This is a genomic window from Rhizobium sp. Rhizsp82 (assembly GCF_047325115.1).
GTDB lineage: Bacteria > Pseudomonadota > Alphaproteobacteria > Rhizobiales > Rhizobiaceae > Rhizobium.
The window spans coordinates 670,665-693,679 of record NZ_CP168569.1 but is presented as its reverse complement, the minus strand read 5'-3'; the positions used below and the strand labels follow the sequence as shown (position 1 = coordinate 693,679).

General features: G+C 59.2%; 29 protein-coding genes and 1 pseudogene. 19 read left to right on the top strand and 11 right to left on the bottom strand.

The annotated features are described in order from the left end of the window. Positions 1-4: 4 nt before the first annotated feature. From ACEN84_RS03470 to ACEN84_RS03455, 4 genes are all read left to right on the top strand, one after another. On the top strand, positions 5-832 hold the full coding sequence (locus ACEN84_RS03470; protein ID WP_112717192.1) for a class I SAM-dependent methyltransferase: 828 nt from the start codon (positions 5-7) through the stop codon (positions 830-832). Positions 833-1,111: 279 nt separating this feature from the next. Next, the gene (locus ACEN84_RS03465) at positions 1,112-1,546 is read left to right on the top strand and encodes a MarR family winged helix-turn-helix transcriptional regulator (protein ID WP_112717566.1); all 435 of its coding nucleotides are present in this window, start codon (positions 1,112-1,114) and stop codon (positions 1,544-1,546) included. A 314-nt stretch (positions 1,547-1,860) separates the two neighbouring features. Next, on the top strand, positions 1,861-4,143 hold the full coding sequence (locus tag ACEN84_RS03460) for an FdhF/YdeP family oxidoreductase (protein WP_413708641.1): 2,283 nt from the start codon (positions 1,861-1,863) through the stop codon (positions 4,141-4,143). Positions 4,144-4,177: 34 nt separating this feature from the next. Then, positions 4,178-4,567 carry a YidH family protein gene (locus ACEN84_RS03455; protein ID WP_413708640.1) on the top strand — a complete coding sequence of 130 codons (390 nt, stop codon included), beginning with the start codon at positions 4,178-4,180 and terminating at the stop codon, positions 4,565-4,567. A gap of 119 nt (positions 4,568-4,686) precedes the next feature. Here ACEN84_RS03455 and ACEN84_RS03450 read toward each other — a convergent pair whose 3' ends face one another. Both ACEN84_RS03450 and ACEN84_RS03445 read right to left on the bottom strand, forming a co-directional pair. After that, positions 4,687-4,986 (bottom strand): hypothetical protein, encoded by a 300-nt coding sequence (locus ACEN84_RS03450; protein ID WP_413708639.1) that lies wholly within the window; start codon positions 4,984-4,986, stop codon positions 4,687-4,689. A gap of 22 nt (positions 4,987-5,008) precedes the next feature. After that, on the bottom strand, positions 5,009-5,410 hold the full coding sequence (locus ACEN84_RS03445; protein ID WP_413708638.1) for a response regulator: 402 nt from the start codon (positions 5,408-5,410) through the stop codon (positions 5,009-5,011). Positions 5,411-5,505: 95 nt separating this feature from the next. Between ACEN84_RS03445 and ACEN84_RS03440 the strand changes: the two genes are divergently transcribed. The 7 genes from ACEN84_RS03440 to nhaA all read left to right on the top strand — a co-directional run bounded on the left by ACEN84_RS03440 (position 5,506) and on the right by nhaA (position 10,501). Next, positions 5,506-5,634 carry a hypothetical protein gene (locus tag ACEN84_RS03440; RefSeq protein ID WP_281438228.1) on the top strand — a complete coding sequence of 43 codons (129 nt, stop codon included), beginning with the start codon at positions 5,506-5,508 and terminating at the stop codon, positions 5,632-5,634. A gap of 187 nt (positions 5,635-5,821) precedes the next feature. After that, positions 5,822-6,046 carry a hypothetical protein gene (locus ACEN84_RS03435; protein ID WP_112717200.1) on the top strand — a complete coding sequence of 75 codons (225 nt, stop codon included), beginning with the start codon at positions 5,822-5,824 and terminating at the stop codon, positions 6,044-6,046. A gap of 5 nt (positions 6,047-6,051) precedes the next feature. Further along, positions 6,052-6,804 (top strand): MauE/DoxX family redox-associated membrane protein, encoded by a 753-nt coding sequence (locus tag ACEN84_RS03430; protein WP_413709034.1) that lies wholly within the window; start codon positions 6,052-6,054, stop codon positions 6,802-6,804. After that, the gene (locus ACEN84_RS03425; RefSeq protein ID WP_112717204.1) at positions 6,801-7,040 is read left to right on the top strand and encodes a hypothetical protein; all 240 of its coding nucleotides are present in this window, start codon (positions 6,801-6,803) and stop codon (positions 7,038-7,040) included. The genes ACEN84_RS03430 and ACEN84_RS03425 overlap by 4 nt, the downstream gene beginning before the upstream one ends. Positions 7,041-7,289: 249 nt before the next feature. After that, a complete protein-coding gene (locus ACEN84_RS03420) occupies positions 7,290-7,415 on the top strand; it encodes a hypothetical protein (RefSeq protein WP_281438229.1) in 126 nt (41 codons plus the stop codon). 25 nt (positions 7,416-7,440) lie between these two features. Then, positions 7,441-8,721, top strand: coding sequence for a cation:proton antiporter (locus ACEN84_RS03415; protein ID WP_246777703.1), 1,281 nt, complete (start codon positions 7,441-7,443; stop codon positions 8,719-8,721). A gap of 592 nt (positions 8,722-9,313) precedes the next feature. After that, complete coding sequence (nhaA, locus tag ACEN84_RS03410) at positions 9,314-10,501, top strand: Na+/H+ antiporter NhaA (protein ID WP_413708637.1); 1,188 nt, start codon at positions 9,314-9,316, stop codon at positions 10,499-10,501. A 30-nt stretch (positions 10,502-10,531) separates the two neighbouring features. Here the strand turns inward: nhaA and ACEN84_RS03405 are convergent, their stop codons facing one another. Beyond that, positions 10,532-10,684, bottom strand: coding sequence for a hypothetical protein (locus ACEN84_RS03405; protein WP_246777704.1), 153 nt, complete (start codon positions 10,682-10,684; stop codon positions 10,532-10,534). A gap of 183 nt (positions 10,685-10,867) precedes the next feature. On the opposite strand from ACEN84_RS03405, the gene ACEN84_RS03400 reads away from it, so the two are divergent. Genes ACEN84_RS03400 through ACEN84_RS03390 form a run of 3 tightly spaced genes read left to right on the top strand, consistent with a single transcriptional unit; the run spans position 10,868 to position 12,884 of the window. Continuing rightward, on the top strand, positions 10,868-12,223 hold the full coding sequence (locus ACEN84_RS03400; protein WP_413708636.1) for a chloride channel protein: 1,356 nt from the start codon (positions 10,868-10,870) through the stop codon (positions 12,221-12,223). Between the two features lie 18 nt (positions 12,224-12,241). Then, on the top strand, positions 12,242-12,439 hold the full coding sequence (locus tag ACEN84_RS03395) for a hypothetical protein (RefSeq protein ID WP_148194946.1): 198 nt from the start codon (positions 12,242-12,244) through the stop codon (positions 12,437-12,439). Continuing rightward, positions 12,399-12,884 carry a GFA family protein gene (locus ACEN84_RS03390; RefSeq protein WP_413708635.1) on the top strand — a complete coding sequence of 162 codons (486 nt, stop codon included), beginning with the start codon at positions 12,399-12,401 and terminating at the stop codon, positions 12,882-12,884. Before ACEN84_RS03395 ends, ACEN84_RS03390 begins: the two co-directional genes overlap by 41 nt. Positions 12,885-12,994: 110 nt before the next feature. Here ACEN84_RS03390 and ACEN84_RS03385 read toward each other — a convergent pair whose 3' ends face one another. The 4 genes from ACEN84_RS03385 to ACEN84_RS03370 form a co-directional block, all read right to left on the bottom strand. After that, a complete protein-coding gene (locus ACEN84_RS03385) occupies positions 12,995-13,480 on the bottom strand; it encodes a hypothetical protein (RefSeq protein WP_413708634.1) in 486 nt (161 codons plus the stop codon). A 201-nt stretch (positions 13,481-13,681) separates the two neighbouring features. Beyond that, complete coding sequence (locus ACEN84_RS03380; RefSeq protein WP_413708633.1) at positions 13,682-14,974, bottom strand: DUF2254 domain-containing protein; 1,293 nt, start codon at positions 14,972-14,974, stop codon at positions 13,682-13,684. Between the two features lie 84 nt (positions 14,975-15,058). Continuing rightward, positions 15,059-15,379, bottom strand: coding sequence for a hypothetical protein (locus ACEN84_RS03375; protein ID WP_413708632.1), 321 nt, complete (start codon positions 15,377-15,379; stop codon positions 15,059-15,061). 50 nt (positions 15,380-15,429) lie between these two features. Further along, positions 15,430-15,690 (bottom strand): hypothetical protein, encoded by a 261-nt coding sequence (locus ACEN84_RS03370; protein ID WP_413708631.1) that lies wholly within the window; start codon positions 15,688-15,690, stop codon positions 15,430-15,432. 17 nt (positions 15,691-15,707) lie between these two features. Between ACEN84_RS03370 and ACEN84_RS03365 the strand changes: the two genes are divergently transcribed. Together ACEN84_RS03365 and ACEN84_RS03360 are read left to right on the top strand one after the other, a co-directional pair. Beyond that, positions 15,708-15,899 carry a hypothetical protein gene (locus tag ACEN84_RS03365; RefSeq protein WP_413708630.1) on the top strand — a complete coding sequence of 64 codons (192 nt, stop codon included), beginning with the start codon at positions 15,708-15,710 and terminating at the stop codon, positions 15,897-15,899. An 88-nt stretch (positions 15,900-15,987) separates the two neighbouring features. Beyond that, positions 15,988-16,404 carry a hypothetical protein gene (locus ACEN84_RS03360; protein ID WP_112717220.1) on the top strand — a complete coding sequence of 139 codons (417 nt, stop codon included), beginning with the start codon at positions 15,988-15,990 and terminating at the stop codon, positions 16,402-16,404. A gap of 321 nt (positions 16,405-16,725) precedes the next feature. On the opposite strand, the gene ACEN84_RS03355 is transcribed toward ACEN84_RS03360, so the two are convergent. After that, the gene (locus tag ACEN84_RS03355; protein WP_112717222.1) at positions 16,726-17,211 is read right to left on the bottom strand and encodes an invasion associated locus B family protein; all 486 of its coding nucleotides are present in this window, start codon (positions 17,209-17,211) and stop codon (positions 16,726-16,728) included. Between the two features lie 23 nt (positions 17,212-17,234). Continuing rightward, positions 17,235-17,516: a hypothetical protein gene (locus tag ACEN84_RS03350; RefSeq protein ID WP_246777706.1), complete on the bottom strand. Its 282-nt coding sequence runs from the start codon at positions 17,514-17,516 to the stop codon at positions 17,235-17,237. A gap of 345 nt (positions 17,517-17,861) precedes the next feature. On the opposite strand from ACEN84_RS03350, the gene ACEN84_RS03345 reads away from it, so the two are divergent. After that, positions 17,862-18,143 (top strand): cation:proton antiporter, encoded by a 282-nt coding sequence (locus ACEN84_RS03345; protein WP_130279899.1) that lies wholly within the window; start codon positions 17,862-17,864, stop codon positions 18,141-18,143. A gap of 765 nt (positions 18,144-18,908) precedes the next feature. Here ACEN84_RS03345 and ACEN84_RS03340 read toward each other — a convergent pair. Beyond that, positions 18,909-21,146, bottom strand: a complete 2,238-nt coding sequence (locus tag ACEN84_RS03340) for a cation:proton antiporter (RefSeq protein ID WP_246777707.1) — start codon at positions 21,144-21,146, stop codon at positions 18,909-18,911. Between the two features lie 366 nt (positions 21,147-21,512). Further along, entirely contained in the window at positions 21,513-21,761 is a 249-nt protein-coding gene (locus ACEN84_RS03335) for a hypothetical protein (RefSeq protein WP_413708629.1), read from the bottom strand. A 580-nt stretch (positions 21,762-22,341) separates the two neighbouring features. On the opposite strand from ACEN84_RS03335, the pseudogene ACEN84_RS03330 reads away from it, so the two are divergent. Both ACEN84_RS03330 and ACEN84_RS03325 read left to right on the top strand, forming a co-directional pair. Beyond that, positions 22,342-22,512 (top strand): annotated as a pseudogene (locus ACEN84_RS03330) (hypothetical protein); the annotation flags it as partial. Continuing rightward, the gene (locus tag ACEN84_RS03325) at positions 22,509-23,015 is read left to right on the top strand and encodes a helix-turn-helix domain-containing protein (RefSeq protein WP_413708628.1); all 507 of its coding nucleotides are present in this window, start codon (positions 22,509-22,511) and stop codon (positions 23,013-23,015) included. The pseudogene ACEN84_RS03330 and the gene ACEN84_RS03325, both read left to right, overlap by 4 nt.

Here is a 23,015-nt window from a genome sequence, read left to right as displayed (position 1 = left end):
TGGTATGATCGAGACGCAGCAGACCTCCGGCTGGTTGAATCCGACGTTCAACGATCGCCTCGTTTCCAGCTACGAAACGTTACTCTCTCCGATCCTCTTCGATCCCTATGCCGTGCACATGGTCGAGTATGCCGCCCGATCCCGTCCAGCAAACATCCTCGAAGTCGCAGCCGGCACCGGCGTCCTGACACGCGCGCTTCGCTCTCGCATGCCAACCGCTGAAATCGTGGCGACTGATATCAGCCCGGCCATGGCAGCTGAGGGGCGCAGGGCGACCGAGGGGCTGGAGGTCCACTGGTTGGAGGCCGACGCTGGTAAGCTGCCCTTCGGGCCGCAAATGTTCGATCTGGTCGTCTCGCAGTTCGGCGTCATGTTTTATCAGAACAAGGTGGCAGCGTTTCGCGAAGCTGCGCGGGTTCTGCGCAAGAACGGCAGGTTCCTGTTTTGCACCTGGGACTGGCTTCACGACAACGACTTCGCCAGGGCCGTGGACGAGGCACTGGCGAGGCTGTTTCCTGCAGACCCACCGTCGTTCCTGCGCCGGCTGCCGTATTCATACTACGATCAGGATGTCATCCGAGCGCAGATGTCGGCGGCAGGATTCTCGGCCGTCTCCTGCGATCGCGTCGAGCTGACATCGACAGCACCGGACGCCGGCACGATCGCGGCGGCATTCTGCGAGGGCACGCCGCTTCGCAGCGAGATCGAGGAGCGATCCCCGGGCCTTCTGTTCGAAACGGTCGCTGCGGTAGAAAAGGTCATCAGGGCGGATCTCGCCGCCCGACCAGAGGGTGCCATGACTGCTTTGCTTGTGCTCGGTACGGCCGCTTAGTGCTGCAGCGCTTTTGGTCACAAGCAAACGGCAGTAGACCCGTCACGAGCACTGATTTCCGTTGGCATCGCAGGACGAGCCACCCCACGCACAAAATGCAGGGGCGTCACGAATTTGGCACAGTCGTCACGCGTATTTGGTGAGATTATGGTTCGCGAGCATCGACTCGATGCCGCTGCTTTGCAGCGTCTCCCGCACAGACTCCACCGGCCCGCGAACCGTTATCTCAGCGTGGCCATGCCGATTATATCATACCATGACACATATAAGGTCTTTTCGATGTCCCGTTCAAAATCAGCGGCCCTGAGCGATCAAGTCTATGAAGGTCTGGCCGGCTTCCGGCTCGCAATGCGGCGCTTCCTGGCGTTCAGCGAGGCCGCGCTTGCGGAAGCGGGCGTCACGTCTCCACAATATCAGGCCCTCCTCGTGGTGCGGTCCACCCCTCATCGTCAGATCAGGCTTCGAGATCTCGCCGAGCAGTTGCTGATGCATCACCATGGCGCCGTCCAGCTCGTCGACCGCATGTGTTCCGCTGGCTTGGCGGAGCGTATCCCGGCGGAGGACGATAAGCGCAGCGTCATGATTAGCCTGACCTCGAAAGGGCGGGAGGTCCTTGAAGCACTTGCCCGCATCCACGTCGATGGCATGCTCGAAAACGAGCCGCTGCTGGCGGAATCCCTCTCCCGCCTGCGACAGGTCACCGAGCTCGCCTGACGCCGTCAAAGTTTTTTATCACGTCGTGATTGATCTCCAACTTCGTTCTTGTATCATGACATGATATAAAACCAGGATAACAGCTATCGCGGACGCAGAACGCTGGTCGGCACCCTATCGCCCCTCAAAAACCCTCTGGGCGTGGTCGCTCGTCGGCGCATCAGCCTTGACGTCATTATGGGCGGGCCTTCCGCCTTTGCACGGGCGCTCAAACTATCGAAGCATACATCGATAGCGTCCCGCATTAAAAGTTCGCCACCTGGAAACCGATGCATCGCCCGCGCGTTTGCATTTCCTACGGCGTGGAGGTTTTCATGAACGAGCATCTGACTGACCCTGCATCCGAAGGACCGGCCGGCGGCTGGGGATCGGTGAAATCGATCGCGCGCATCTACGGCGAGACCCTCGCCAATCCGGCGGTCCTCGAAACCCTGAAGCAGCAGAACAAGCCTGGCGGCTTCATGTGCGTTTCCTGCGCCTGGCCGAAGCCGGCAAACTACCATCCCTTTGAGTTCTGCGAGAACGGGGCGAAGGCGACGTTGTGGGAATCGACCTCGGCACGGTGCAAGCCCGACTTTTGGAACGACCACACGGTCCTTGAACTTCGCGACTGGAAAGATCACGACCTCGAAATGGCCGGACGCCTTACGCATCCGATGCGCTACGACGCCGACACGGATCGCTATGTCGAAGTCAGTTGGGAAGAGGCGTTTTCCGGCATCGGCGCCGTGCTGAAGCGCCTAGAACCAAAGGAGGTCGTCTTCTATTCCTCCGGCCATGCCGGTCTCGAAGCCTCCTATCTCTATGCTCTGCTCGCACGCCTCTACGGCAACAACAACCTCCCGCAAAGCTCCAACATGTGTCACGAGACGACGTCGGTCGGCCTGACCAAGGTCATCGGCTCGCCGGTGGGTACCGTGGTCTGGGACGATCTGGAAAAGACCGACTGCCTGTTCTTCTTCGGCCAGAATCCTGGAAGCAACAGCCCACGCTTCCTGCACCCTCTCCAGGAGGCGAAGCAGCGTGGGGCGAAGATCGTCACCTTCAATCCGGTGATCGAGCAGGGCCTTGTCAGTTTCGTCAATCCGCAGAGCCCGCGCCAAATGCTGACAGGCGAAGAGACGGTAATTTCCGATCTCTATCTGCAGGTGCAAAGCGGCGGCGATGTCGCGGCAATCCTTGGCCTCTGCAAGGTGGTGGTCGAGGCCGACGACGACGCCAAGACGCTCGGTCTTAAACGCATCCTCGACGTCGAGTTCATCGAGCAGCATACGACGGGCTTCGACCGGTTCGTCGACTGTGTCCGGACGGCATCCTGGTCCGACATCGAGCGCGAGAGCGGTCTAACCGAGCCCGACATCCGCCGGGCCGGTCAAATATATGTCGAGGCCGAGAGGGTCATCGGCGTATACGGCATGGGCCTCACACAGCATTCGAAGGGCGCGCTCAACATCGCGATGCTGGCCAACCTGCTGATGCTGCGGGGCAACATCGGGCGCGAAGGCGCAGGCGTCTGTCCCGTGCGCGGCCACTCTAACGTCCAAGGCCAGCGTACGGTCGGCATCGCAGAAAAGACCAAGCTGGTTCCGATGGACAAGCTGAAGGAACTTTTCGATTTCGATCCGCCGACGGAGGATGGCACCCATATCGTCGACGCGGTGAAGGGCTTGATGAGCGGTCACGTCAAGGGCTTCGTATCGCTCGGCGGGAATCTGCTTCGGGCCGTCCCCGACCAGAGGGACATGGAAGTCGCATGGGCGAAGCAGGAACTGACCGTGATGGTCTCGACCAAGCTCAATCGAAGCCATCTCTTTCCGGCAAAGGCGGCCTATATCCTGCCATGTCTCTCGCGCTCGGAGGTAGACGATCAGGCGACCGGAAACCAATATATTTCCATCGAGGACAGCTTCTCCCACATCCACGGCTCGATCGGCAAGCGCAGCCCGGCCTCGGAGCACCTGAAGAGTGAACTCGCCATCATTGCCGGGATCGCCAAGGCGACCCTTCCCGTAAATCCCAAAGTGACATGGGACGACTGGACCGGCGACTACTCCCTCGTGCGGGACCTCATCGAGAAGACCTACCCGGAAGATTTCGCGAAGTACAACGAGCGGCTCAACGAACCCGGCGGCTTCTATCGTGGCAACGCGGCGCACGACCGCATCTGGAAGACCCCGGAAAAGAAGGCGGTCTTCACAACGCCCGATCAACTGAACTCGCTGTCCTTCCCCGACAGACCTGGCCGTTACCGACTGTTGACGATGCGATCGAACGACCAGTTCAACACGACGATCTATGGATATTCCGACCGATTCCGCGGGATCGAGGGCACGCGCGATGTCGTCCTCATGTGCGCCGAAGACATCGCCGAAGCCGGCCTTGAGCCCGGACAGACAGTGCGGCTCGTCAGCGACTTCGACGACGGCAGGCGGCGAGAGCTCGGCGGTCTTGTCGTGACACAGCACGCCCTGCCGAAGGGGACGATCTGTTCCTACTATCCGGAGTGCAACGTTCTCAATGCGATCGATCACCACGACCAGCTTTCGAAGACGCCCGCCTCCAAATCGATACCCGTCCGGATAGAGGCCAAGCCATGATGGGTGCCCAGCGGGTGACAGGAGGCTTGGCAGCATGAGCGAGCGCAGCGATGAGGCCGGACCAGACCGGCGCACAGTGCTTGCCGCCGACCGCACGATCTATGCCGCCGAACGCACCTATGCAGCCTGGATGCGCACGGGCTTGACGGCGCTTGCCAGCGGGATGGGAGCCAAAGCACTCTTGGCGGACGTCGTTCCGGAAATCCTCATTGTCACGACGGGGACGATTCTGGTCGTCTTCAGCGCTTTCTGTTTCGTCGTCGCCGTTATCAGGGAGTTCAATCCTGGGCCGCCACCGCCGGAGCCGGATATCAAGAAGATACCGAGCGTCCTGCTGCTCGCCGTGAGCGGGTTTCTGGTGATCGTGTCTTTCGCTGCTCTCCTCGGCGTATGGTTTGGTCGCTCAGGCACGCTTGGCCAGTGAGCTGGACGAGGCATGGATCACGAACCCAACTATGGCACGATCGGCATTGCCGCGATCCTCGGGATAGGTGTCCTCGTATGGATCGTGGCAATGACTTTTTGAACGAGCCGGGCTCCTGTCTATCGATCGAATTCCGAGCGCTGCAACACGTTCAAGACTTCCTTCACCATGAGATGTGCCGCCATCAGGACTGCGGGCGATAGCGGCCGTCCATCGCGCGCATCGCGCGAAATCCTCAGGAGACCAATCAACTCGATCGGATTGTCTATGAAGCCGTCAAGAACCTCCTCTATCTCCTGCGGGAAAGAAGGCCCCATCCCGACGGCAAGCTGTCCTTTTTCATCGAGCAATTCCCGATCGATGAGTATGGTTTCGATCCGACCGACCCAAAGGCCGAGTTCGGCGCGCATATCTTTCATCGGTATACCCCTGCTTGCCAGCTCAGTCGAATAGTCGCAATCCCCCCGGGGGAATGCCACGGCCGCCTTTTCGGATGTCCTGCAGATAGGTCAGGACCTTGCCTATCATCGGCGGATGAACTGGCTTGGATATCACGCCCACGACGCCCAGAAGTCCGGTTTGAATGGCCTCGGGATTGCCAGTCACCATCACGACTGCCAACCCGAACTCGCTTGCCAGATAATGTCCAACCCTGGGACCCGTTGCACCGTCTCGAAGTTTGACATCGACAAGCGCGATATCGCTGAACGGAGCGAGCGCTTGAGCGGTCTCGAAACTATCGGCGACGCCGGACGTCTCGTAGCCGAAGCTTGTCACTATGTCGCGAAGATCGGCGGCCAGGATGGCGTCGTCCTCCACAATCAATATTTTCTCGGCCGTCATCGCCCCTCCTCCCAGTTTTGTTCAGCCTGTATTCAGGATTGACAATATGGTCGAAGCGTTAAAGAATGTCATCACATGATATAAAGGATGGTACGATGACGAAGACGGCTTTCATTTCAACGGTATTCGCAGCCTATGTCGCCGTCATGTTCGCTGTCGCGTCGATCCCCGCAGAAGCGCCCCAAGTCGTGTCGCAAATGCAGACCCAGCAGGCGGTCAACTGAGGTTGACGGGATGGACGTGAAGCTTTTTCTCGCCGGAGCAGCCATCATGTGCGCGAGCATCTATGGCGGATCTGTTTATGTCCTGTTCTATCTTTGAAGCACCTTCATCATGACGTGATATAAATTTTGCGGATCGCGGAACCGCAAGGGCGCCTCTCCATTATCTTTCGATAAAGGGAGTACGCAGATGCAGCCTACCCTCATCAGGCCGAACCATTCTTACGTCGCGCGTGGCGGCCGCAATCGCAGATATGTCGCGAGGATCGACTGCGGCGTCGTCGACTACAGCGTGAGCGTCTTCGGCGTTTCCTTTACCCGGTCGGAAACGTTGGACGCGTTCGCGCGGTGGGCCTACGAAGACGCGGACCTTCTGATCCACCGTACGTCAACCCGCGGTGCGGGAGCATCGTGATGCTCATGGCGACGCCGGTCAAGAAGGCCGTCATCTACCGCATGGTCATGAAGGACCACATCTGTCCGTTCGGTCTCAAGTCGCTCGACCTGCTGCAACGCGAAGGATATCGGGTCGAGGACCACTGGCTCAGGACCCGTGAAGAAACGGATCGCTTCAAGGCTGACCAGGACGTTGGCACCACACCGCAGATTTTCATCGACGGCAGACCCGTCGGTGGGTACGACGACCTTCGCAATTTCTTTGGCGATCCTCTAAAGGATCCGGACGCCACTTCCTACGTGCCGGTCGTGGCAGTATTTGCGATGACCGCATCGATGGCGATTGCAGCTGGCTGTGCTGCCGGGACGCTGGCATCGCTTCGCACCGTCGAGTGGTTTGCCGCCTTCAGCATGTGCGAGCTGGCGATCCTAAAGCTGCGCGACCTGGAGAGTTTCACGAAAATGTTCCTCGGCTACGATCTCCTGGCTCGGCGCTGGGTTCGCTACGCCTATATCTATCCATTCGCCGAAGCGTTCGCGGGCGTGCTGATGATCGCAGGCGGGATGTTGGCCCTGATCGCCTCGCCGGTCGCACTGGCCATCGGTACGATCGGCGCCTGTTCAGTATTCAAGGCGGTCTACGTCGAGAAGCGCGAGTTGAAGTGCGCGTGCCTTGGTGGGGACAGCAACGTTCCCTTGGGATTCATATCCCTGACCGAAAACCTCATGATGGTCGCGATGGCCGTCTGGATGATAATAAAGGCAGTTTTGACATGAGCGAGCACCAGGACGAAACCACAGACGGTCAAAATGAGCCGGAAGCGATCCACAACATCGCGTCGCTCCGCCGGCAGTACGGCGTCAGCAGGCACGAGGCCCGCCGGCTTATCGAGCGCTTCGGCAATTCGAGGGATGAACTGGATCTGCTCCTCGCAGGCCGCGGTCGGACGGCCCTCCATCGACGGCGTGAGGTCGCTACACCCGAGAGTGACGCCGCGTTTGGTATTGGGTAGTGCGCGTTTCAATGCGAAACCCTGTCTTAGGGCATCGAAGTTCCATCGTGAGACTCGGAAGAGCGCTTCAGGGTTTGGCGCGCCAAGACCGCCTGCAGAACCCCAGTTCACCCGGACCGCGGTTTCGTTCAAAACCGGATGGACCAGCCCAAGCATTTCCGCAATGACTGCAGCAGGGACACCGCTCACCTATCAGAAAAATCGATCAATTCAATACGAATGCCACGTATATTCCGATGGAGAACCGGAATGAGCGGCATCGGTCTGCCGTTCGCCAATGCCTTTAAGCTGTACGTTGTGCCATCCTCGGCGACGAACGTGCTCTCGATCGGCAAAAGCGCGTTCGGTCTCCGGCCAATCCGCGCTTCCGGATAGAAACCACAGATCACTCGGGGTAGATGTGTCGATCTTTGAACTCTCCGCCATTCTCTTGACTCTATCGGCCGCCCTCGGCTGGATCAACCACAAGTACCTGCCGCTGCCGAACACGATCGGCCTTCTGGTGATGAGTGTGGGGGCGTCGTTGATCCTTGTCGCCGTCGACGCCGCTTATCCCAAGCGGCACCTCTTCGAGCCGCTGACCCAGGCCTTGCTTCGGATCGACTTTACCGAAGTGGTGATGAACGGGATGCTCGCATTTCTGCTGTTTGCCGGCTCGCTGCATGTCGATCTGGGCAGGATGCGCGACCGCGCTGCGCCTGTGGCTATCCTCGCCCTGTTCGGAACGATCGTGTCCACCGCTATTGTTGGCGTCGGTTTCTGGCTCATCGCAAAACTGTTCGGACTCGAGATGCCGCTGGCCTGGTCGATGGTATTCGGCGCCCTCATCAGCCCTACGGATCCCGTGGCGGTTCTGGCAACCCTCAAGAACGTCAAGGTGCCTGCCAATCTTGAGGTCGAAATGCAGGGCGAATCACTCTTCAATGACGGTATCGGGATTGTTCTGTTCACCGTGATGCTGCTGTTTGCGACGCAGGGTCATGACAGCACCATCACCGCCGGGTCGATTATCAAACTCCTTCTCGTGGAAGGCGGCGGCGGTCTCCTGCTTGGCATCGTTACCGGGGGTATTGCTTACTGGGCTATGCGCCTGATCGACGACTATTCGGTCGAGGTCCTGATCTCGCTTGCCCTTGTCACAGCCACTTACGCGATCGCCGATCGCCTTCACGTCAGCGGACCGTTATCCGTGGTCGCTGCGGGCCTGCTGATTGGCTACCACGGACCGCGCAAGGCCATGAGTGATCGCACCCAGACCTATCTGTTCGGGTTGTGGACGCTGATCGACGAGATCCTCAACTCGGTTCTCTTCCTGCTGATCGGGCTCGAAGTACTCGTCCTGAAATTCGACACACGATCCCTGGAGATAGCGGCCGTCGCCATCCCCCTTGTTCTGTTTGCTCGGTTGATCGCCGTCGGCGCGCCCGCCATGGCTGCTTGGTCGAGCGATATGATGTCGACCAGGAACGTGCCATTCCTCACCTGGGCGGGCATCCGTGGTGGCATCTCCATTGCGCTGGCCCTGTCTGTTCCGGAGAGCCCGGCCAAGCTCGCCATTCTCTCCTCCACCTATGCGGTGGTGTTGTTCAGCATCATCGTCCAGGGTCTCACCTTGGGTGCACTCGCCCGGCGAACCATACTTACAGATAAGCCTCCAGCAGCTGAAAAGACCTCCCACTAACAGCCGACTGCCGGAGACGTCCTTCGAGCATTGTCGCACATGGGCCGGCGCCGGGGAAGCCGCCACACGCGCGCTGCAGGCGTCTAACGCTTCACGCTAAGCAAGGGAAACGCAGTTTTGAGTGGAAGACGCATGCATGTCAGAAATAAGTGGCGTCTATAAGTGATCGCGCTCTGGTCCTCCTTGCACTGGGGCAAATTGCGGTCGGCGCCGCTGGGTGGTTCGGCTTTGAGCCTCATTCCATCTCGCTTCCTAGACGGGTGGCGGTGCGACGGTATGGCCGACGGAGAAAGCCAAGTATAGCAGTCCGGCGATCGCGACTGCTGTGACGGCAAGCAATATCGTTTGAGAGGGACGCATTAGCGACCTCCTATGGGAAGAGACGGAATGCACGGCCCTGTTCAGGCTGCTGATCGACAAGTAAGGCGCCTGACGTGCCGTTCAAGCCTTTGTCAGAACGGGCGGCGCCTGTCGATTTCACTAGGCAAACCCATATCCAGTCCTTACTTATGAGACACGCGTGTGCTGCGTGCGCCGGGGATTCCCCTTATTGACGGAGACTGAGATCAACCTTCATCGGAGAAGCGAACCCGTGTCGAAAACGATCCAAGGCCGCATCAAGTCCACGCTGCGTCAGTTTCTCGATAGCGAGGCGTCGGGCGGCCTGATCCTGATGGCGGTGGCCGTGCTGGCGATCGTCGTCGCAAACTCTCCCGCCGCAGACGTCTACTTCCACGCCCTGCATGTCTACCTCGGCCCGCTCAGTCTACAGCACTGGATCAACGACGCCCTCATGAGCGCCTTCTTCCTGCTGGTAGGCCTTGAGATCAAGCGGGAAATGCTGGACGGACAACTGTCGAGCTGGAGCAGACGAATTCTTCCAGGCGCCGCTGCAGCGGGCGGAATGGTGCTGCCCGCACTGATCTACATCAGCTTCAATCTTTCAGACACGTCGACCTTGAGAGGATGGGCGATTCCGACCGCGACCGACATCGCCTTCGCACTCGGCGTCCTTTCCCTTCTCGGGGATAGGGTGCCCGCCTCGCTGAAGATCTTCCTGGCGGCGCTGGCGATCATCGACGACCTCGGCGCGGTGATCGTCATCGCCATTTTCTATACGGCAGACATCAACGTTCTTGCACTTGCCGTCGCAGCCGTCTTGATCGGAAACTTGGTGATCCTGAACCGGTCCGGCGTGAAGAACATCTGGGCCTATCTGGCGCTGGGAGTTCTCCTCTGGATCGCCGTCTTCCTGTCAGGGATTCACGCCACGCTCGCGGGAGTCGTCCTGGCGCTTGCCATTCCGCTGAAGGTCACCCCCGGCGCGCCCGAAGCCTCGGACGCGGACTCACCGCTCCATAAACTGGAGCACGCACTCCAGAAGCCGGTGGCTTTCTTCATCGTGCCAATATTCGGCTTCGCCAATGCCGGCGTCTCCTTCGCAGGCGCGTCGGCAAACGTCCTTGCGGAGCCGGTGACCATCGGCGTCGCCGCCGGCCTCTTCCTGGGGAAGCTTGCAGGCGTGCTTGGAACGGTGGCGCTTCTGGTCAAGTCCGGGTTAGCGCAGCTTCCGGCGCGGGCGACCTGGTCGCAGATGACGGGCGTGTCTCTGCTTTGCGGCATCGGCTTCACGATGAGCCTGTTCATCGGACTGCTGGCCTTCCCGGATGCGTCGTCTCAAGATCACGTGAAGATCGGGATCCTTGCGGGCTCGCTTGCATCGGGCGTGGCCGGGGCCGTCGTCCTGAGGGCGTCGGGCCATAGGAAGCAACCGACGTAGACGCGTATACATTACAAGCTTCGATCGGCGTCAGATGCGGGACGCGAGCGGTTCAATTGGTCTGCTTTTATTGGTCACGCCGATCTGAAAGCACTTCAGCAACTCGCGCGCGAGGTCCCGCCCTTCCTCGCTGTCCGGATTGATTGCCTTCGTCAGGCAATGGTCTTTCACCAGAGCCTGCATCGTGGAAACGTCGTCTGGCCGAGGGATGGCGATCCCCTTCCGAAGGCGCTGAGTATAACGTGCTTGGTGGTTCGGCACGGAGCAACAAACCCCGATCCGGCGCATTTTCAATTCTTGGGGGGTGATCTCCGGGCGCCTTTGGCGTTAGAAGATTTCTTGCCTGCGTCACGTACCGAGTCCGCCATGCCAAGCCGTTACCGCCCTTCCAAGCTTCTTCGCCGCTCCCGCGTGATTTGGGGTTCGTTTTCTCTCTGGAAGCCAAGACTGGTGTTCTGGTGCGGGGCCTTCGCGATCGGTGTAATAAGCGTCGGTTTCGCCAAGCTCGCGGATCTGGCGCAAAACGCATTCCTATCTCTCAACTCTGTCGCTGAAGGAAGCTTCCTGCTGCCGCTGTTGCTGACGCCGGCGGGCTTCATCCTGTCGGCCTATCTGGCGTCGACGTTGTTTCCGAATTCAGGCGGCAGCGGCATTCCGCAGGCAATTGCAGCGCGACACTTACATCACGCAGAAGACAGGGCACGGCTGCTGTCGCTGAAGATTGCCTTCGGCAAGATTGTACTGACAGTGCTTGGATTGTTCTGCGGCGCCTCGATCGGCCGCGAAGGGCCAACGGTACAGGTGGGCGCTTCGATCATGCTCGCCGTCGCCCGCTTTGGCGGCATGGCGCAGGCACGCGGGCTGATCCTGGCGGGTTCGGCAGCAGGTATCGCCGCTGCCTTCAACACGCCGCTCGCCGGTATCGTCTTTGCCATCGAAGAGATGAGCCGTACGTATGAATCGCGAGCCAACGGGCTGGTGCTGACCGCCGTCATCCTCTCCGGTCTGGCCGCACTCGGGCTTTCGGGCAGCTACAATTATTTCGGTATGGCCTCGGCGGCGCCGACCGAACTTCGCGATTGGGGACTGGTTTTGATCTGCGGTGTGGGTGGCGGCGCCCTTGGTGCCGCATTTAGCGGTTTTGCCTTGCATTTCGGCCAGAAGATCCGCCGCTGGGCGCAACCGAGACCGCTGAAGCGCACGCTGGCACTTGCGGGAGCCTGCGGACTGGGAATCGCTGTCATCGGTATCGCATCCGGCGGCACCACCTTCGGCACCGGCTACGAGCAGGCGCGTGGCGCGGTCGAGGGCAATGCCTTGCCCCTGCTCTTCTGTGTCGAGAAACTTGCAGCCAGCTTCCTATCGATGCTGTCAGGCATACCCGGCGGCATCTTCGCGCCGTCGCTCGCCGTCGGCGCCGGTCTTGGCAGCACCGTCGGCTCCCTGCTCGGCACCAGCATCGCCCTTGCAGCAATCCTCGGGATGGCGGGTTACTTCGCAGGCGTCGTACAAGCGCCAATGACGGCCTTCGTCATTATCCTGGAGATGACCGGCGACCACCAGGCCGTCATCCCGATCATGGCGGTGTCGATGATCGGTTACGTGACCTCGCGATTGCTTTCACGTGAACCGCTTTACCACGGTCTGTCGCGGGTCTTTATCGCCGCCGCAATCCGGGCGCGACGCGCTGCGGAGAAGGAACCGGGATCAAATCGAACCTAACACACTCGGCCGACGACCATGCGCGACTATCTCACTGACCGGTATTCTATTCGCCGCGAACATGACGGCTCCTGGACAATCTTCGATCTGTTCACCGGGCTCGCCGCGGAGTACCACGGACGCACAACAACACTGATGGACGAAGGCGGATCGAAGTCCCTATGCATCGTCATGAATGCACTCGACAAGCAACGGCGGCGACAGACCTCGACATAGTGCTCGCTGTGGATTTGGGAAAGACGCAGGCCATATGGAGGATCAGACCAAAGCGACAGTGACGCGAGAAGCCAGTTGCTCCTGCGGCCAGCTTACCATCAGGGCTAACGCGGCCCCCGTAAAGATCTCCGCATGCCACTGCCAGGAGTGCAAGCGCCGCACTGGCAGTGCATTCGGGGTAGCGGTCTTCTTCGACCGGGAAGAGGTGGCGGCTTCAGGAGCCTCGCGACGTTACACGAGGGCGCAAGACAGCGGGAGATCGATCGAGTTCAAGTTCTGTCTTGACTGCGGGTCGACGTTTTTTTGGATGACGGACTTTCGGGAGGATCTCGTCGCGCTCGCCCTGGGATGTTTCCACGATCCGTCCTCCCTGGTTCCGACACTAAGCGTCTACGAGCAAAGTCGCCTGAGATGGGTGGGGCTCGACCTGCCCGGCGGAGACTGACACTCCACCGAGCCCTACCAATGCTTGCGCCTTCCCAGCAGCAGACACCGCTCGCGGTATTGTCATTTCCTTCACGTCCAAAAGTGAATTAGTATCACAACATGATATTTTCAGCCGCAGCGATAGGTCTTAAGGTCATTGGATTCGTAAGCCCTGCCCTTCATCGTCAACCGCACGCCCAAAGGACGGACGCCCGTGAGCTTGTGGCTGTGAGCCTTCTTCTCGACCAGTGGTGCAGGCAAACGGCGGTCAACCGAAGCGATCCAGTGGCCTATGCCACAATTGCCAGGATCGTGGCGCTCCGAAAGGCCGGCAAGACCATTGAAGAGGTGTGGTCCGAAATAGCTTCGGATGCTCCGAGAGGCGCCGAAAGCAGTGACAAGGGGGAATGAATGCGAAGATTCGACCTGGTGGATAGCGGAAACGCATCGTCTTATCCGGGGCATGTTATCATCGTCGCAGGCGACGACGTAAGGACAACCGGCGAGCTCGCAATCAGAGGCCAACCGCATCAAGGCGAAGCGGAACCACTCGAAGCCGCAATCCATCACGCCTTGCTGGTGCGGCAGAGGGACGCGTTGCCAGTTGCGGTGCAAGACGATCTCGGACTGTGGCCCTCAAGGCTCGGAGAACTTGTTCCCTGGACGCCTTAGCGAGGTAGACCGTGCCGATCGACGAACCGGTCTGCGAAACGGCGCCGTCAGTGAGCCGTCGCCGGGGACGACGCTGCCGTCGTGATCGATTGCGTAGAAGCGAAATCATTGAACGGCGCTCGGCAACCTTGATGTCGTGTCCCATCAATCCTCTGCGCCCGGCGCCCAAATATGTTTACCGTCAGCAATGATGGGTGCAGCAGCGGCCCGCAACCTCTCCATGTCGGCGTCAATCTGTATCACCGCGGCCGCTCGATCGAGTGCCTCCTTCGAATGGCGCACGGCGTTTGAATGGAATTGCGGGCCGAGCTTAGAAAGAGCTGCGAGGGTCTTCTGAAGTCGAAGTCCGACTTCGACAAGGCCGGCGCCGTCGCGGGCGATCGGCGTGAACAGGTCGTCGAACAAGTCGGCTGCCGTCAGTGTCGCGACATTGAGCCGGCGATAGACAGCCTCCTCCGGCGCCTCGCCGATTGCTTCGTGCCAGGAGTAAAGGATTCGCATCGCGCGGGAGATGACGTCGATGGCGGTCCCCGGATCATTGACAGCAGGAGACAAGGCGCGCGACGCGATCTCAGTTAGTACCGACGCTCCGAACCGCGGGTCCTGATCGAAGGATCGGACGTCGCCGATCGAAAAGCAGGCCGCGGCCCGATCCAAAACATCCTCGCCCAAAGCTCCACGCAGCCATCCAAGCGGCCGGGCGGGCGAGGCAAGCTTGCCAGGTAACGCCAAGATCACCACGTCGCACTCTATCTCGTCGGCGATTTTCGCCAGCGCCGCTGCATCAACATGCTGCACGTAGCCGATCTCGTCCGTGAAAAACGGTGTGTCACCGGCCCTGGGCTCGAGACTGTCTCCGTCGAGCGCTTTCCCCCCGAGGTTCGGGGATTTCCGCCAGGCCTTTACGGCGTCGAGCGTCGCCTCCTCCACACGGCGTGTCGTCTCTGTCACCCTTCCTAGCCGGGACAGGTGGTCGATCCATCTCAAAAGCGTCACCACGATGAGCACAATGACGCCGATCGTGACGACGAAGAGAACCAGCCGCCCCTGCTCGCCATATGCGCCCGTCGTCAGGGCGACGATGCCGACAAGACTGAACAGAAACGAGCCGACGAAAGTCGCCAGCACGTTTTGTGTCGTGCTGTCCTCCATGACGAGACGGGTCGCACGCGGCGTTACGTTGCTCGTTGCCGCGGAGTAAGCCGAGACCATTGTGCTGAGCGAGAAGGTCGTGACGGTGAGCATGCTCGAAGCGATGATACCCAGGATATTATCGACGGAGTCGGCGCCGATCTTCGTCGACAAGTCCGCCGGGATGTAGGGCGTGACGACGATCGCCAGCAGGGCGGTGGCAACTGCCGCGATTGAGAACAGGGTCGCCCTGAACCAGATCCGCCGCGCCAGAACCGATATCGACCAAATCAAGCGCGAGCTCATGGCATCCCCTTCTTCGAGACAGGTTCAGATAGCATTAGGAGATGGAAATGCAATCGCTCCGATATTTCCGGCCTGAGAGCCGTTTCAACGGCGCGGCGTCGCGCGGTGGCGCTTGTCCAAGGCGTTTACAACGGCGCAAAGGCTGTCGGCGACGCCCTTGTCCAATCCATCGAGAAGCCGTCCGACATAATCTGCCGGCCAGCCGGTGAAGATGTCGAACACCGTCCAGGTGCCATCCCCTTCGATCCGCACGCCGAAACGATCGGTCTCAAATGGCTGCGTTCCTGACCTGCTCTTGCCAACCATGATGAATTTTTTCTCGACGTCACGAAATAGGCACAGTCTTTTTGCCAGCATCAGAAGAATATGGTCCGCGAGTGATCGGTCGACGCCGGTGGTTTGCACCGTCTCCGCATCTCGCACACGCGATCCATTCTCCTGGCGTGGTTCGACGTTTATATCACATCATGACATTTTGGAAGGACTAATGAATGCCTCGATCGGGACGCCGGATTTCCGGCCCGGCTGACGAAGTCTATGATGGACTTGCTGGCTTCCGGCTTGCCATGCGCCGATTCCTGTCCTTCAGCGAGGCGGCGCTCGCCGAGGCTGGCGTGACCTCCCAGCAGTATCAGGTTCTTCTCGTCGTCCGCACGGCGCCTGGCCGCCAGATCAAGCTTCGCGATCTCGCAGAACAGATGCTGATGCATCACCATTACAGCTCGTTGACCGCATGTGTTCGGCTGATCTTGCGGAGCGGATACCCGCTGAGGACGACAAGCGGAGTGTGCTGATCGGCATGACCAACAAGGGCGAGAAGGTTCTTGAAGCTCTGGCGAGGGTTCATGTCGACGGAATGCTCGAAAACGAACCGCTCCTGGCCGAATCCCTCTCGCGACTGCGACAGGTGACCGAGCTCGCTTGACCGGCGTCACCGTTTTTTGATCAGTGCGTGATTGACCTCCGCTCTCTATTTTGTATCATGACATGATATAAAACGGAGGAGAACAGCTATGGAAAATGGCGACAGTGGCTGGTCGCGATACCGGCCTTCCAAGACCCTTTGGGGTTGGTCGATCGTCGGCGCCTCGGCATTGACGATGGTGCTCGGCTTCACCTGGGGCGGCTGGACGACATCAGGCAGGGCGAACGTCATGACCGAGATTGCCGTCCGTAACGCCAAGGCGGATCTGGTCGCAAGCATTTGCGTTCATAACTTTGTTACCGCGAACGACGCCGAGCACAATCTCAAAGCGCTGCAGGCAAAGTCCTCATGGCAGCGCGACGACTTCATCACCGAAGGTGGGTGGGCGAAGATCGCGGGGATCGACGGAACCGTCACGAACGCGGCCGACGCCTGCGCCGACCAGCTCGTAAAAATGAAGGAACTGCCGCGATCGGGAGGAGACGCGCCAGTCACCGACAGCTAGGGTTTAGGTCGGACGTGATGAGATGTCTGGTCCGCGCGAGGCCCGTCCGAAATGATTTCGGGCGGGCCACTTTTGAAAGTGGCGCCGACATTTTGGCGACTGTGGACCCTGAACAGTATCTTCAATGCGGATACGATGTGAGGATTTTGAGGTTACGCCACAGTGTCGGCCAACACGACGCAGAGCGCCTTGGCATAAGTTCGAAAGCTCGAAGCACGAATTGGACCGCTACTTTCGGGCAAAGGTAAACCGCCGTTGCGCCTCCCTGGCGAACTCGCGGCGCCCGCTTACACGTTCGTTTCGAATTGGTTAAGCCCGGCTTCACCTGCATCTCGCGACCCGCTCCAAAGCAGCCGTGATGCCTGACAGAGAATAATCGTAGCTAGTACGCGTTCCTCGTGCAGACGTCGCCTGCAAGGTCATGCGACTGCCGGAGCGAAGCGCGTTGATGAGTCCGGGTTCCTGCGCGGCGTCAGCGACCCAGGCGGTATTGTCCTTTACGAACATCTTGAACGTCTTCTCGCCAACGGAAACCCGTACCGAACCGGGCTGCACTGCGTAGCCGAGGACGGCCTCTGGCTCGTTGCTGCCGCCGTTTTCCGCTGGCGCGACCAGGAAGTAGTTCTTCCCGTGATCGACCTCCGAGGGTCTGGCTTCCTTGGGCACCGAAAGCGCGTAGCAAACAAGCTTTCCATCTCTTTCGAAGGAGTAGACGCCCCAGTCGCCGGTCTGAGAGACCATTCTGGCCGCAGCGTGGGCGGACAGAGGGATCGAGATTGCGACAAAGAGGCCGGCGAGCTTCTTCATTGTTTTCCTTTCTTTACGTCGAATCAGGATCCGCGGCGAACCATCGGTGGCGGGTTGCCGGCGCGCTTTCCGCGCAGAAACCGGACCTCTTCAGAGATGACGGTCCCATCTAGGATAACCCCTTCCCAGATCCTGTTACCGAGCTGGCAGGTGACCACAAACCCGTCGCTCCCGACCGCGTCCGCGGTGGAAACTGAAACGAGGTTCTGCAGGCGATATCGCTTGAACTCCTTGGTGGAGAGGCCCAGGCGATCCGCCAGGATCTCGTCATTCGGCAGATGCCGGGGTTTGATTGGATCTGACACCTCGACGTCACGCTCCGGTCATAGCAATATCATGTCGTGATATAAATCAATGAGCGCCAGCGGTTCAACCCCTTTTTCAAGTGAACTTCGCAGGCGTGTCACATGTGGTCGTTACGCAATGAACCGCTGTGCTTTTCGTCTCCTGGCTCGCCGCTGTGTTCGCCGGCATTCTCGTAGGGAACCGCGGTCCAAAGGATGCGCTGAGTGACGTGACCCAGCGCCATCTTTTCGGCCTCTGGACGCTGGTCGATCAGATACTCAATTCAATCCTCTCCCTGTTGATCGGCATCGAAGTTGCCGTGCTTCGCCTTCGACCCGGCTTAGCTTCCGGTCTCGCTCCTTGCGATCCCGGTTGCCGTCGGCGCGCGCTTCGTCGCCACTGCATCTGCCGTTGCGACAGTCAAGCGTCGGTATAGCTTCCAGCGTAGTACGACCGTGGTGCTGGCCTGCGATAGCCGGCGCGGGGGTATAACGATCGCGCTGGCGCTGTCGCTTCCAGACACCGAATGGAAGCCGCTCCTCCTCTCAACGACAGACTGCGTGGTCGTCTTCTCGATATTGGTTCAGGGGCTTACGCTGGGGCGTATGGCAAGCCACGCGCTGGAGCGGCATGCAGCAAGCGGCTAGGCGACTTTCGACCTCGTGATTGCAGCCTCAGGAGCGGCGATTGTCTCAAAAGCGCCCGCCTTGACAAGGCTCGCTAGGGACACTCCGGCATGGCGGTCCGCCCGAGGGAACTTGTGGACTCTTGACGGCCAAATCGATTATTGAAACCTTCGTTTGCCGGGCGCCGACGTGCCACGCAACGGTTAAGGGGACACCTGAAAAGTTGGCGGATATTAGAACTTGACCGATACTCGACCCTCGAATACATCACGACATGATATTTCTAGGGACTCAAGCGTGCAGAGAGATACCCGCATTGTTGTGGCGGCGGTCATCGGAAGCGTGCTGGTTTGTGGCATCTGCTTCGTCATTTGGATGTGGAACGAACCGTATCGTCCGAACTGGGACCTCCCGGCGGAGACGCGCTCGCGTGAATGAGCGACCGAACGCTGCGAATTTCGTCCGGTCAAACCTGGGCCTCTTGATCGATTGGCAGCAACCGCCGCCAAGACCATGAGGCCGGTGGCAACCAACGGATACATGACAAACAGCACGACCGGCACCGACATAAGGAAGTGCAAGGATAGGTCAAATGCCAAGGGCGCACCTCGGACCCATGCCGGTAAGGGCGATGCCACGCCACGGGATCAGGCCTGCGGAGAAGGAAATCATTAAGATCGGCTCAAGGTTCGGTCGAAGCGTCGGGTTTCCGCGACCCTTCTTACTTTTAGAACTATCGAATGACCTCGGCTGGCTTTTCTAAAACGCCAATGGAGCGCCCTTCCCTTATGTCTCTATGAATACAAAGGATCGATCGGCGGTCTCCAGCAAAGTGTCTGCTATTGTTCCGTAAGAAAGAATTGAGCCTGCACGCTTGCTTACCCCTAGAACAATTAGATTGAACCGGCCCTTTCTCGCATGAGCAAGGATCGCCAGCTCAGGGGAGGAACCATGCGAAACCACTTTCTCCACATCGACATCGTAGAAGCCCGCAATCTGATCGATGCGCTGGAAAGCAGAGTGGTGAATATTGCCGGTGTCGCTTACCCTGGACGGCGACGCCGCTTGCCCAGGCTCCTGGAAATAGACAGCGGATATCGCGGCACCACTCGCCTTTGCTATGACGCATGCGAACTCGGCAGACTTCATGGAGCGCTCTGTTCCGCTGACGGGAACAAGAATTCTGAGCTCGGTATCCTCCGCTGGAACTCTTCCTCTTGATGCGACGAGAGCGGTCGTACCTTCGAATGCTTCAATCATGGTCGAAAGATACTCGCTGTAGCCGCCACCTTCTGACGTCGTCGGCTCGATGCCGACGAACATCATGTCATGGCCCTTCTCTGCCGTGTCAGCGAGGACATCTTCCAACTTGCCATCCCGCTCTCTGATCGACACGTGGATGTCGGATCTGACCTCAGCTCCTTCTTCAGAGGCGGCTTCCACAGCGCCGCCGGCGATTTGGCGAACGCGATCGCTGACCAGTTTTGCGCGATCGCCAGCCTTCGACGATTGCTCTGCCTTGGCGGCGTCGGCATCTGGCGCATCGACCGCCAGAACGGTGACAGGCATATTCCTGACCGCCGCGAAATGCCCTGCCACCCGGGAAGCCAGATCGCTGCTGGATGACTCATCGGTGACAAGCAGAACGCGCTCGAAATCCGATAGGAAGCTGGTGTCTTCGAAAGATTCAAGCTCCAGCCGGTTTCTCTCGTCGTCCCGCATCGGCAGTCTCTTTAGCGCCCAGCGTAATGTCGGTGGCATGGCCATCGTTGTGACAACCGCCATGGCAACAATCACCGAGAACAACCGCTCGTCCAGCACGCCAACAGAAAGGCCAATCGAGGCGACGATCACCTCTGTCGATCCGCGTGCGTTCATGCCACATCCGAGTGCAATTGCCTCCGCGTTAGTGAAGCCGCTGACCTTAGCGCCCGCGAATGCACCCGCAAACTTCCCGACACTTGCGATGACGATCAGGCCGGCAGCGAGGAGAGCGATCGAGGGCTCTCCAAGCACGCTGAGATCCGTGCTAAGGCCCGTCAGTCCGAAGAAGACCGGCATGAACAGTGCCGTCGTCAACCCCCGTAACTGACCTTCGATCTGCTTGGTGAGGATAGGAGATTGCCCTACCAGAATGCCCGCGACAAACGCCCCGAGCACGGTGTGAACGCCTATGGCATTGGTGATGATCGCCATTGTGCCCATGATCGCAATAATGGCGCTTAAGACCGGCAGATCGCTTTTGAATTTGTCGTTCGTCCAACGAATGATTTCAAAAACGATGCGTCGGCCGACTGTGAAGCTCAAAGCCATAAAAGCGACGGTACCGACCACACTCTTCGCCAATGTTGTGAGGTCAACGTGCCCGCTTTGCGCGATACTGAATGTCACTGCGATGATGACCCAACCAACCGTATCGTCGATGATGGCAGACGCCACGATCAGTTGGCCGACGTTGCGGCGCATGAAATCCATCTCTCGGACAACTGATGCAACGATCTTCACCGATGAGATAGACAAGGCAGTACCGAGAAACAGCGAGGTGACAAGACGCGCGTCAGGATCAGGGAGCAGCGTAGCTGGCACGAGCTCACCAAGAGCAAAGCCCAATGCGAACGGCAAAACGATGCCTGTGAGCGAGACGCCTGCAGCCGCGCGACGAAGCTTTAGGGCTAGGCCAAGGTCGGTTTCCATGCCCGCGAGCAGCAACAAAAATAGGATGCCAAGCTGGGCAACAGCATCAGCCATCGCCTTCTGCGCTTCACCATCCGGAAAGAGTGCCGTGTGTGCGCCCGGTGCAATCACCGCGAAGATGGAAGGACCAAGGAGAATTCCTCCGATGATCTGACCCATGATCGAGGGTTGCCCCAATCGCACCATCACCTCGCCCAGGAGTCTGCCGACCACGACGAGGATCATGATCTGAACTAAAAACAAGGCTTCGGACGCCCCGGTGCCGTTTCCTTCCGCCGCTGCCGCGGCGCCGCAAGATGACATGAAGCATAGGAAAGCGATCGGCCACACGGAACGTGAGGGCTTCCCAAAACTTATATTGCTGAATGTCAATTTGACGCCCCCGCACTCTCTTGCGGAGAAACGGTTCAATCGCGGTCCAGTTCCGCCAGGGGGCATCGAGCCAAGCAAGATTGCGCGTCGATGTTGAAACGAAGCGCGGATAGCGCCGGAGCAAGAGGTGTAAACGCGCCTCAACAAAACCGCCACAGATCCGCTTCCCGAACGACCTTCTTGACGATTGGAAATGGACCACTCAGCCTCATCCCATCGCGCGTTGGTTTTTGTCGAGGTCGTCCTGTTTAACGAGTGAACGGCCAGCGGGCGGTTCTAGCAAAGCCGCAGCGAGATTGAGGTCGGCACTTGAGCTGGCCGGGCCTAGCTTTTTTCTCGTCGCAGGTCCGGATCACCGGAGAGATGATTGACGAGGAAGGACACGAACATCCTGACCTTGACGGCGATGTGACGATTGGCAGGATAGACTGCATGGACCAGCGTCGCGATGTCCCAGTCGCTCAGGACCGGAACGAGTTGCCCTGTCCGGATCGCCGGTCCAACGACCAAATGCTGACTGCAATGCGATGCCCATTGCGGAAAGTGCTGCAGCCAGCAAACTTCGTCCGTCATTGCACTCTAATAGCGGCACGACAAAGACGCGCCGTGCGGCCTCTGTGTCCACTGAGCGAGCGGAAATTCCGCCGCAGGTGCCATTCACCCCGGACGACCAGCAGAAGCTTGCGGCGCTCTGCAAGCGGAAAGGCATTGAATTCGTTGGTCCACCGATCGACTGCAGGAGCACTTCACCGACAGCGCGGCCAGACACCGATCTCAGAACCCGAAGTGGCGCTGAGGTACGGTGCTCGATCGACCTGCGGAACACCATGGCAAATCAAGGCGGATCGCACGAACAGCACGTAAGGGCTGCTCAGAGCAAGTCGAGTTCAAAGCAGGCTTCGACGACGAAGTCATCGCCTTCCGAAGGCAAATCGGCTGACAAGCAGGGTGGCTCGCATGAGCAACACGTCAAGCCGGGCCAGCAGAGCCACAAGAACAGCCATTAGGTTCCAGGCCCCCCATCGCCGTGGGCCTGATGCGATTAAGACGCAGGCTTGCGGTTTTTCTGAACATCGAATGGCGATGAGCTGCGGTCGACCCAGACGGTACCGAATTCGAAACTGTCGAACTTGCCTTCGAAGAAGCAAGGGCGAGCGCTAGGGATCTGATGGCGGAGAAAATTCGCGGAGGCCAGAAGGTTAATGGCCATCGTATCGAAATTGCCGATGCTGACGGTATGGTCGTTGCCGCCTCGCCGGAGAGGTTTTACAAGTCGCTCCTACCAAGTACCGTCAACCACCCGAAGCAAACGGAGCGAAATTGACGAAAAGCAAACCGGAAGAATTTGACGCGGTCATTGGATCGCGGATGCGCGCGCAGCGACGGCGCCTAGGTCTGTCGCAGACGCAGCTCGGCAACTGCATTGGCATCACCTATCAGCAAATCCAAAAGTATGAGACGGGACGCAACAAACTGAGCCCGGGACGGCTCCTCCAGATCGCCAGGTGCCTAGAGGTGACTCCCGAATGGCTTTTTGGCGATGTAAAGTTCGTAGGCGCCCTCGGTGACGCATCAGTTTCACGGTTCTCCGACGCTTTTCATTCCTCAGAAGACTTGTTGTCTGCCTTCACCTCCATCGCCGACGCTTCACTTCGGTCACTCGTTATCGAGTTCGTGGAATATTTGACGCAGCGGCCGGAGCTGGCCTCGGGAGTTTTTCCAACTCGCGCTTGCGAGCTTCGCCTGCTGCTCGAAGAAACAGGGGGAGCTAAATCGCTGGGCCATGCCGACCTGGCCGACCGTGAGATCGCCGCCCGGCATCGTTAG